The sequence below is a fragment of the uncultured Salinicola sp. genome (assembly GCF_937921195.1).
GTDB lineage: Bacteria > Pseudomonadota > Gammaproteobacteria > Pseudomonadales > Halomonadaceae > Salinicola.
The window spans coordinates 1-9,624 of record NZ_CALFQK010000151.1 but is presented as its reverse complement, the minus strand read 5'-3'; the positions used below and the strand labels follow the sequence as shown (position 1 = coordinate 9,624).

The window sequence follows — 9,624 nt, the reverse complement described above, 5'->3', positions numbered from 1 at the left end:
CAACCGGCGCGGACCTGCGGCAGGTCAAGGGCCAGGAAACCGCCAAGCGCGCGCTGGAGATCGCTGCCGCAGGCGGGCACAATCTGCTAAGGTAATATATACCTACACCGCGTAGGAAATTTCCCATGGATTGCGTCATCTACATTCGCTGGTCGAGCGCCGAACAGGCAAAGGGCTCCAGTCTCGAAAGGCAGCGCCAGGATTGTCGGCAGCACGCGGCCGACAATGGTTGGCGAGTGGTGGATGAGCTTGTCGACGATGGCATCAGTGCCTTCAAGGGCGAACATGCCTCAACGGGTGCCCTTGGAAGCTTCGTAGCCTCTGTCGAAGCCGGGCGCTTTCCGGACGGTGTCATCCTCCTTTGCGAGAAGATCGATCGTCTGTCGCGCCAGGAACCGGGCAAGGTGTTCCTCTGGATGATGAATCTCACGGAAGCCGGCGTGGTGGTTGCAACCGTCGACGGTTCGCGGCGCTATTCGAAGGGCAACTTCGACATGGCGAGCATCATCGAGGTGGTGGTCAAGGCGCAGCTCAGCCACGAGGAATCAGACAAGAAGAGCCAGAGATTGGCCGCTGCATGGGCGGCGAAGCGCCGCCGACTGAACGCGGGCGAGAAATTCGTGATGACCCGCCGCGCGCCAGCATGGCTCGAGGTCGTCGGAACACCCCCGGTCTTTATCCCGATTCCGGCTCGAGCGGAAATAGTGCGCCGTATATTCGAGGATACGGTGGCGGGGCTGGGCAAACAGCATATCGCCAGGAACCTCAACCTCGAAGGCGTTCCCACCTTCGGAAGGGCGGAAGCGTGGCACGCTTCGTATGTCCAGAAGATCCTTCGTAATCCGGCGGTGATCGGGGAGCTGCACACGGCCAGAAAGGCTCGTGGGACGAAGCGGTCGATGACCGGTGAGGTGGTCCTCGATTACTATCCGGTGATCGTCGATGCAGACCTTCACCGCCGCGCGATGAACGCGATGAGGGAGAGATCGCGGACATCGACAGGTCGCGGGCGGAAGCTGGTCAACCTCTTCTCGGGACTGGCCCGATGCGAAGCGTGTTCATCCAAGATGACATTCAGGGGGAAAGGCAGAAAGCAGCGAGCCGACGGATCGTGGGTGAACGAGGACTATCTGGTCTGCGACGGCTACCAGAGAGGCCGGGGGTGCGAGAACGGGGTGCACTATAATTACGCGATCTGGGAGCGCGGCATCCTCGATCCGATCATCTACGAGGCACTTCACGAGGATCACGCGGCATCCCAGTCGGAAGTGCGCGATCTCGAGATCGAGGTCGCTCGCTTGGAACGCGTCTGGGACCTTGCCAAGGCGAGAGCCGAGTCCGCCTTGCGCATCGCGATCGAGTCTGGAAGACACGAGGCACAGGCTGCCTGGGCGGAGATGGCTGAAGGCGTGGACCGTGCGCAGTCGGCTCTGGACGAGGCACGGGAGCGACTGCTCGAATTGGTACACACTCCCAGCAGGGAGGAACAATGGGCCCGCATCAATCGTCTGCGCGAATCCCTGCATGACGAGGACGAGGACTTGCGTTTCGAGGCACGGTCCAAGATTCGATCCGCGGTGCACGCCTTGGTGACCCAGCTCTCCTTCCATGGCCCCAAAATCATAGGCGTTACCATGACCGTCGCGGATGAATGGTCGGTGGTTATCGATTACAACGATATCCAAGGAGACACCGAATGGATCAGGGGGCGAATCGATCCCATTCGAGAAACACCGCAAGGGAAGTAGCGATCGGCCGGGAATGGTCGACCGATCGCCCTATCTTCAAGTGATCAGCTTACCCTGCGCGTCGAAGGGTATCGGCGTAGCTTCGACGACCAGCTCCTGCCCTTCGTCGTATCCTTTGCGGACAGCTTTGATGCGGACGCCCTGCGGAAGTGGGTCCGCAAGGTTCACCACTTCCGCGATCTCGCGCCCCGTCGCGGACGCCGGGACGGACTTTCGACCGGCTCCGAGCCTAATGCGACATTCTTGGAAGCGAACATCGTCACCGACCCGGAAAGTACCGGTCAGAGCGCCCGCTTTCCAGTACACCACGATGTTTGCGTCGTTCTCGAGATGGATGGACTGCGACTGATCGTCGTTCTGATAGATTGATCGAAGGGTGGCCTCGAGAGGTAGATCGCGTTGACGGATTGCGTGCACCAACAGGGGATGGACCTGTCCGACGGCACCGATTGACTCGAGCTCCGTCAATTGAGCCGAATGCCACAGAAGTTCCTCCCGAATATCTTCGAACGCTTCGTCGATCTCGGTGGTCGACTGGACCATGAACTCCGTCCTGTGAACCCGCAGGTCCTCTCGAACGTATTCGAGGGCCAGGACCGGCCCGGTATCTCGCGCATAGTCGACTTCCACCCTGCCGATCCCGATGCTCGCGTCGATACGCGCCCCCTTGCGGCGCTCGGCCGCCAACTTCTTCCGAAGATGTTGGCGCAATTCGGTGATTTCTTCGACCAGCATGTCACTGATGCGATCGATGTCGTCGATGCCGTCGAGGAGTTCACTGGTCGATTGGGCGATTTCATCGAGTGACGGTTCCGATCGCGAGATGACGCCGTAGAGGTCGACCTCGATCTTGCGCCCCAGCTTGAGCTTCACCGACAGCTCGTTGAGATGTTTGCGGTGCGGGTGCGGTTCGAGACGGAGTTGACCCTTGAGGTTGTCCAGGGCGCTGTCACCGCGAAGGGAGTTCTCGCGCTCGAGGATGAGCTTCATCAGCTGTAGATCCTTGGCGCTGTCCCAATGCATGGTCATTTGAATTCTCCGGAATGAAGTGAAGGAGCCTTTTCCCTCTTGGCTAAGACCCAGATTCTCTTCCTCATTCAGAGAAAACTTTTAAGAAATCTTGCGTTTCCATCCATTTAATGGAGACAGGCGGCCACGCCACATGTCCTCGGCCAATCCGGCTCAGACGCTTCTGCTAGATTGATCTGGCTGCGCCTTAGGTGGCGATTATCGCTTTTGGACGCAATGCCTCGAAACGGCGGAGGAATTCGGCCTTGGCATCCGCTGGAAGAAGGCCTCGCACCTTGATGTCTGCCGGTTCGATCCCGGCATCTTCTGCCCAATCGGCGCAACCTTGGGCCATCACCTGTATTTGCTCTGCTGCGAGCACTCGCAGGTCTGCCTTCTTGATGATGGGTCTCGCATCGCTTCGCAGCTGAAATCGCGCACTTATCGTAGCTTCGATGTCCGCCTCGATCGCTTTGTAATCAGGTAGCAGCTGCTTGAGGGGGCGTGTGATATCCCCGATGAAGGCTTCGGCGGCGTCATGCAGGAGAGCCTCGAAGGCGAAGTCCTCGACCGTCTCGCTGACGAGGATCGAGTGCTCGGCGACAGAGTAGAATGTCCTGCATTGTCCGGCATATCTGCACACATGCGCAAGCCCGTGCGCGATGTCGGCGATATCGAAATCACTGTTATGCGGGTCGAGCAGATCGAAGCGCTTCCCGCTGGCCAGCATGATCGTCGGTCCCTTGCGGGAGACGATTGCGAGATTGGGCGAGAAGAAATTCAAGTGAGCTCCTTTCGGCGGAAAATCGATTTCATCGGTTTGCTTCCGATCAACTTATAGGATGAAGTGAAATAATATCCAAAACAGCAGGGGATTTCCGTGAAACACCTTATAGTTCTGTCTGGTCCGATCGGCGTCGGTAAGTCGAGTTTTGTAGAGGCGTTGAAGCGTTTCGACGCCGAACGTGTCTCGACCCGCGCCCACATTCTCGAGACCACCGGTTGCCAGAACGAGCGAGGAGCCCTTCAGGATGCGGGCGACCGTCTGGATCTCGAGACAGGCGGGACCTGGGTCGCCGACGCGCTGGAACCCGTCGTCGAGTCATCCGACACCTCGATCCTCATCCTCGATTCCGCCCGTATCGCCAAGCAGGTAGAAGCATTGCGATCAAGGTTTGGCGAGAAGGTGATCCACATTCATCTCTATGCCGACGATGACGTCCTGGAGGCCCGCTACAAGAACCGCGAAACGGACGTTCGGGAGTTCGAGTCCTACGCCAAGGCCGCGGAACACGGCACGGAAACACAGGTGCCGACCCTCGCCGCAATCGCAGATCTGGTGCTTGATGCCACTGCCGCGACCAGCGAGGATCTCGCCGTCACGGCCATGGCCTGGCTCGGACGGCCAGCTCTTCCTCTGCAGCGCACGTTGGATGTCATCGTGGGTGGACAGTACGGGAGCGAGGGCAAGGGCAACGTCTGCGCTCATCTCGCGGAGAACTACGATTGTCTGGTGCGCATCGGGGGCCCCAACGCCGGCCACCGGGTGGCTGACCCCAACTACAAATATGTCCAATTCCCCTCGGGTTCGCAGTCGAACCCGAAGGCGAAGATCGTCATCGCAGCCGGTTCGACGCTCTGGCTGCCGCAGCTCGAATTGGAAATGAGCGACCACGACGTGACCCCGGAGAGATTGACGATCGACCCACAGGCCATCGTGATCGAGCAGGAGGACCGGGACATCGAGGATGGCGACAAGGAGGGCGGCCTCAACAGGATCGCCACCACCGCGCAGGGTGTAGGTGCGGCAGCGGCTCGCAAGATCCTGAACCGCGGCGAGCCGATCTTCGGGCCGGCGGTGCGCCTTGCGCGCGACGTGGAACGTTTGAGGCCCTTCGTGCGACCGGCGCGCGAAATCATCGAAGCGATGCTCATGGAGGGTCGACCGGTTCTTGTCGAAGGCACCCAGGGGACCGAACTCAGCATACATCATGGCCGATATCCCCATGTCACGTCGCGCGAGACGTCCAGTTCAGGCTGTCTCGCGGACGCGGGCATCTCGTTCGCGGTCGTTCGTGATGTCATCATGGTCGTACGTACCTATCCGATACGCGTCGGAGGCCCTTCAGGAGCCATGGGACAGGTGATCGACTTCGAGACGATCCACGAAAGATCGAAGGTACCGCTCGAGGAGTTCGGCACGACCGAAAGAGGAACCATATCGAATAAGCCTCGCCGTGTCGCCGAGTTCGACTGGGCGCGGATCCGTCGCTCGGCGCAGTTGAACGGTGCGACCAGGATCGCCCTTACCTTCGCCGACTACTTCGGCGTCGAGAACCGGGAGGCAACTGACTACGACGAACTGAACGACCGGACGCAGGAATTCATCAGGAAGCTGGAGATGGTAACGGGTGTGTCGGTCGACTACGTGTCCAAGGCGTTCGCCAAGGACGGCGTGCTGGAGAAAGGAAGCTGGGCTTGAAGGTCGAAACTCTCGTCGAGACGTATCCACGCCTCTATCACATGGCCCACGAAGGGGCGTGGCCCGCCATAAAGGAACATGGGCTGCTCAGTGTGGAAGCGCTCCTCGACCTGTATGGCATCGAGGGGGAGGATCGCGACAGGCACTTCGCCAGGCATCGCCCTGAGAACGTTACGATCACGCGGGAGGGATTGCCCGGGGCAGTTTTGCGTGACCAGAAGCCGATGCGTGACGGCGCACTTGCGAAATGTCTGCAGGACGGACTTGAACCCGCTGATTGGTATCGTACGCTGAACTCCAAGTCGTTCTTCTGGCTATCGCGTCAGCGTGTCTGGAACCTCCTCGGCGCGCGAGCCTATCGTGGAAGGAAGCAGACGGTCCTCACGTTGGATACGAAGCGATTGGTGGTAGCGTACCACGACCGCATCCTCCTCAGCCCAATGAACAGCGGCTCGACCATCTACAGGCCTCTCCCACGTGGCAAGGACACGTTCAAGCGCATCGGGGACTTCCCCTTCGACGAACGCCGCAAGGCGGGACGCAACCCCTATGGAAATGTGGTCGAACTCGTCGTGGAAGGAGGCGCACCCGATATTTCGCAGTTCGTTCTCGCAGTGCACGAGGCCGAGAACGACACAGTACTCGGCGAGCTATGGCGGAGCCCTGAGGCCACCGATGACGACCGCCCCTAGGCTTCGACGCTCGCGAGGCGTGCCGGGCGGCCTTCCTTGCGCAACACGTCTGCGATATGGCTGGTCAATCCCACTTCGCCCTGCACCAGAATGCCCGTCCCGGGCGGGATTTCCGACAGGAGTTTGCGCAGCGCAGGCAGGCCGCGAGAGACATCGAAATCGAGCCATTCCTCCGTCGTCCCGCTCACGATTACACGGCTGGTACTGACGCTCCGACCCTGATGGAGCTGCACGCACCACGCGGTCCGCCCGTCGTGCACCCATTCGAACCGGACCGGGCCGAGTGCCAGTGTCAGGCGTCGGTTGAGATTCTCGATATCGGCTCTGACGGAGGGCGGAAGGTCCGTGGGCTGAACCTTGCCTGTCATGAAATCGTCCCCTTCGCCCTTCACGCCCTCGATGACGAGTTCGCCATCGGCGGTCGCGATGGCCGCGCCCGAGTATCCAGCTGCCACCGCTTGCTGAGACAGCACCGAAGCAATTCGATCGCCTTTCGGATCCTCCTTCTGCATCAGGGTGAAGGGATCGACCCATCCCTTGACGGTTGTATAGAGGCCCGGTTGTTGTTCTGTGGGGCAGGTACGTGTCCACACTTCGAGGTCACCGGTAGATCGGCCGAAGGCGAATGGTCGCACGCGCCTGGGAATGGCGAGGGTGTGCGGAACGCGTGCGCCGGCGAGATGCGCGATCACTAGCCCGAAGGCCTTGTCACCGATCATACGGCTGAAGTTGTTGGGCCATCCGATCGACGTGTGCGACACTTCCGGCACGCCCTCTTCATGCTCCCAGAGGAGGGTATGGGTCTGCTTCCAGCCCATCGGCCGCGGATGGATGCTGAATTCCGTCCGTTCGCCCGCTGCTGCGTCTAGATCGGGGCGGAAACCGTAGACCAGTTCGAAGAGCGCCATGCCCTTTTCGAACGGCATCGACGCTGTTCCCGGTTTTTCAACGCATCGCGGCGTGTCGTCGGGTGAGAACTCGAGCGTCTGCCCCTGAAGGACGCCCGAGACGCCCCCGTCGGATACGTCCACGGTCTCGTTGACGATGGTGTGCAGGCCTTCGCCCGTCAGGCGCCGCACGGTGTCGAAGGCCTCGCGCGCGCTGACCAGCCCATATACGAATTCGCGGCTGCGCGGATCGCTGGGGAGATAGCTCCGTACGTTGACGGATTGATCCGCGCTGGCAGCAAGAAGTGTCTCTATCGCCTCGAACGGGTCGAGGAACAGTTGGTTGGGCTCGTGACCGGCGATCCGAGAGTTGCTCTGTCGTGGATTGCCGTTCGAGGGGCGGAAGGCGACGAACTGGGCGACATTGCCGCGTTCGGCCAGAGAATCGAGAATCGCGTCCTTGTGATGCATGATTGCTTTTCCTTCGCTTCTGTACGTTACGGCTGCAACCTCAATCGGAAGTCTGTGCGCTGCTTGTCGGCTGCTTGACCTTGTCAATCACCCTATCCATCGTGGACCGCATGGGAGTGATCGTATGAATGCATTCGTCTTTCTCGCCCCGGAAGGTTGGCGGGGCTATTCGCTGCTCTACGATGGAAGGGATCTTCCTGAGGATCTCGGGCCGTGGCAGGTCTTCAGGAATGTGCGTGTCCACCCCGACGATGAGCCTTATGGGGCCCTGTCGGAGGGGCGAGCATACGTTCACCGTTCACAGGACTCGCTCCGAGGCGAAGAGTAGCGGAAGCGGGTGCCCGCACGCGCCGTCGCTTGTCGCGCTACAGCTCGGCAATGATGGGTTCGAAACATCCAACTCGCAATGGACATCGAGCGCGCAAGCCCCTATCTTGGCAACATGGCAAGTTTGATGACCGTCAAGGAACAGAGGAAGGCCGGTCGCGCGGCCCGCATGGTCGGCGGATATTCGAAGCTCATCGAAATGCAGTCGGAACGCCGGAAGACCACTGCTGCGCATGGAGTCCGTGACTCCGGTCAGACGCGGAAATCAGGTGGTAACACTGCAGCGGACACTGCCGGCTCGACTCACCCTAGCGTAGCCTGAACGTGAACTTCACGCTCGGCTTCTTCGCCAGCGTATGCATTCTCCTACCCGGTCTCGTAGCCGTGGCGGCCTTCAACCAGAAGTCCGGCCTGGCCGGCGTTCGTCGTCTCGAACAGCCCCTAACCTCGGTCCGCACACTGGTGACCGCGATCTGCCTTTCGCTCGCCGTGCATTTCCTGGCGTTCATCGTCGTGGAGCTCGGCCTCGCCCTCGTGATCGATATCGCTTCCAGACGGGATGCACTTGATATCGGCCCCGCCATCGACAACCCTATCACCGCCTTGGTCGAAGTCGTTACCAAAGGCATCCCGATGGGAGGGGGTACCGTGTTCGCCCTCGCTGTAGTGTCCGTGCTCGAAGTCTTCGCAATCGTCGGTTTCATCTCGCGAGATCCCTTTGACCTGCTTGTCGAACCATTCGATCTGGGCGGTCACGGCTGGCTGTTCCAGCACGTGGTTCGTCCGGCCGAGAACGGATACATGCCGATCGGCCACGTCTTCACCAAACCGCATTCCGATGGATACGCCCTGGCATATCTGGGGCTGATCGTGGACATCAGGCATGGACCGGACGGTAGCGTCCTGTCGGTAGCATTGTCACGTCCGGAGCGTTTCATCTACCGTCTCGGGGAGGATGCCACCCCGCCCGTTCCCGCTTGGCGGGTGAACGAGGACGAGGAGCCCGTACGCTCGAGCGCCTACAGGTCGTTCGACCGGGAGCTCGTGGGCGGTGTGGTAGCGATCTCCGGTGAGCAGATCGCGAACATCAGTGTCCACAACGTCGAGAAGATGCTCATCGACGAGGTGGCCGGAGAGGACGAGGCCGAGGAATGACGGACGTACTTCTCGTGCTCGGCAGTATCGTCTTCGCATGCGCGGCTCTTCTGAACGTCGTCTATGGACTGTCGCACTTCACCGCATCGTTCATCCTCCGGCCCTTGCCGACGGCTGTCGCCGCATTCTCGTTGTCCGCCCTGTGTTCGCTCTTCTTCTGGTGGATGGCCGGTTCGGACAGCCCTCTGGCGTACATCGCGCTGTGTTTCTCGTTGCTTACCTATCCGGTGTACTGGCTGGTTTCGCTCTGGGCATGGCTGACTTCCCGGGACGAAGACCGGAAGTCCGCTCATGCGATACGTGCAGAACTCGCTGACAGATACGGGGAACGGGGCCCGGAGTCGCCTGGGTGGTATCCCCAGGCGCTCTACGATATCGAGAGGGTGGCGAGGCGACGGACCTACGAGGCCCCCGCGACGGACTGACATCCGGTCCGGTGCGATTTCGAAGAACGCGCCAGGTTCTTCCTGAGCTCTCTGATCGAGACCGGTGCTCCGATCGTGACCTGCCCTCCATGCCCGGGGTTCGCGACATTGCTGGCGATGCCCGAGGGGTGTGTAGGAACGGGGGTGAGCATTCAAGGGAGGCGAGCAAGGATCTCGCTCCTCGAGCGCCTCTTGAAGCGGTTGGCGGTCACTCGTGCCTCTCCGATGTGAGCCGACGACAGGTTCGGAATGATCAGTCGCAGGTATTCCCGGGTCAGCTTCAGATCGTCCTCGGGTGCCCTGAAGCTTTGGGCTGGTAGGGGCGGAAAGCCGTGGATGTCCGTTAACGTGCAGCCCAGATTCTCGAAGGCGGCTTCGAAGTCACCGATCAGCATCCTGGCCCATCGGTGCCTGATGGCGAACCTCACG

The 9,624-nt window shown here is 60.5% G+C and carries 9 protein-coding genes and 1 pseudogene; 6 read left to right on the top strand and 4 right to left on the bottom strand.

Annotated elements, in window-relative coordinates:
- Together Q0602_RS17040 and Q0602_RS17035 are read left to right on the top strand one after the other, a co-directional pair.
- Positions 1-89: pseudogene (locus Q0602_RS17040) on the top strand (ATP-binding protein); the annotation flags it as partial.
- Positions 90-125: 36 nt separating this feature from the next.
- Positions 126-1,748 (top strand): recombinase family protein, encoded by a 1,623-nt coding sequence (locus tag Q0602_RS17035; protein ID WP_151884652.1) that lies wholly within the window; start codon positions 126-128, stop codon positions 1,746-1,748.
- A gap of 36 nt (positions 1,749-1,784) precedes the next feature.
- Here the strand turns inward: Q0602_RS17035 and Q0602_RS17030 are convergent, their stop codons facing one another.
- Entirely contained in the window at positions 1,785-2,621 is an 837-nt protein-coding gene (locus Q0602_RS17030) for a hypothetical protein (protein WP_298845802.1), read from the bottom strand.
- Positions 2,622-2,964: 343 nt separating this feature from the next.
- On the bottom strand, positions 2,965-3,540 hold the full coding sequence (locus Q0602_RS17025; protein WP_298845800.1) for a hypothetical protein: 576 nt from the start codon (positions 3,538-3,540) through the stop codon (positions 2,965-2,967).
- Positions 3,541-3,636: 96 nt separating this feature from the next.
- On the opposite strand from Q0602_RS17025, the gene Q0602_RS17020 reads away from it, so the two are divergent.
- Together Q0602_RS17020 and Q0602_RS17015 are read left to right on the top strand one after the other, a co-directional pair.
- Positions 3,637-5,238, top strand: a complete 1,602-nt coding sequence (locus Q0602_RS17020) for an adenylosuccinate synthetase (RefSeq protein ID WP_151884655.1) — start codon at positions 3,637-3,639, stop codon at positions 5,236-5,238.
- A complete protein-coding gene (locus Q0602_RS17015; RefSeq protein ID WP_151884656.1) occupies positions 5,235-5,930 on the top strand; it encodes a hypothetical protein in 696 nt (231 codons plus the stop codon). The genes Q0602_RS17020 and Q0602_RS17015 overlap by 4 nt, the downstream gene beginning before the upstream one ends.
- Here Q0602_RS17015 and Q0602_RS17010 read toward each other — a convergent pair.
- Entirely contained in the window at positions 5,927-7,375 is a 1,449-nt protein-coding gene (locus Q0602_RS17010; RefSeq protein ID WP_298845795.1) for a hypothetical protein, read from the bottom strand. The genes Q0602_RS17015 and Q0602_RS17010 overlap by 4 nt on opposite strands.
- 564 nt (positions 7,376-7,939) lie before the next feature.
- Here Q0602_RS17010 and Q0602_RS17005 point away from each other — a divergent pair.
- Both Q0602_RS17005 and Q0602_RS17000 read left to right on the top strand, forming a co-directional pair.
- Positions 7,940-8,770, top strand: a complete 831-nt coding sequence (locus Q0602_RS17005; RefSeq protein ID WP_151884657.1) for a hypothetical protein — start codon at positions 7,940-7,942, stop codon at positions 8,768-8,770.
- A complete protein-coding gene (locus Q0602_RS17000; RefSeq protein WP_151884658.1) occupies positions 8,767-9,195 on the top strand; it encodes a hypothetical protein in 429 nt (142 codons plus the stop codon). The genes Q0602_RS17005 and Q0602_RS17000 overlap by 4 nt, the downstream gene beginning before the upstream one ends.
- Before the next feature lie 152 nt (positions 9,196-9,347).
- On the opposite strand, the gene Q0602_RS16995 is transcribed toward Q0602_RS17000, so the two are convergent.
- Positions 9,348-9,624 (bottom strand): hypothetical protein (locus tag Q0602_RS16995; RefSeq protein WP_298845791.1); only part of this gene is annotated, 277 nt, incomplete at its 5' end.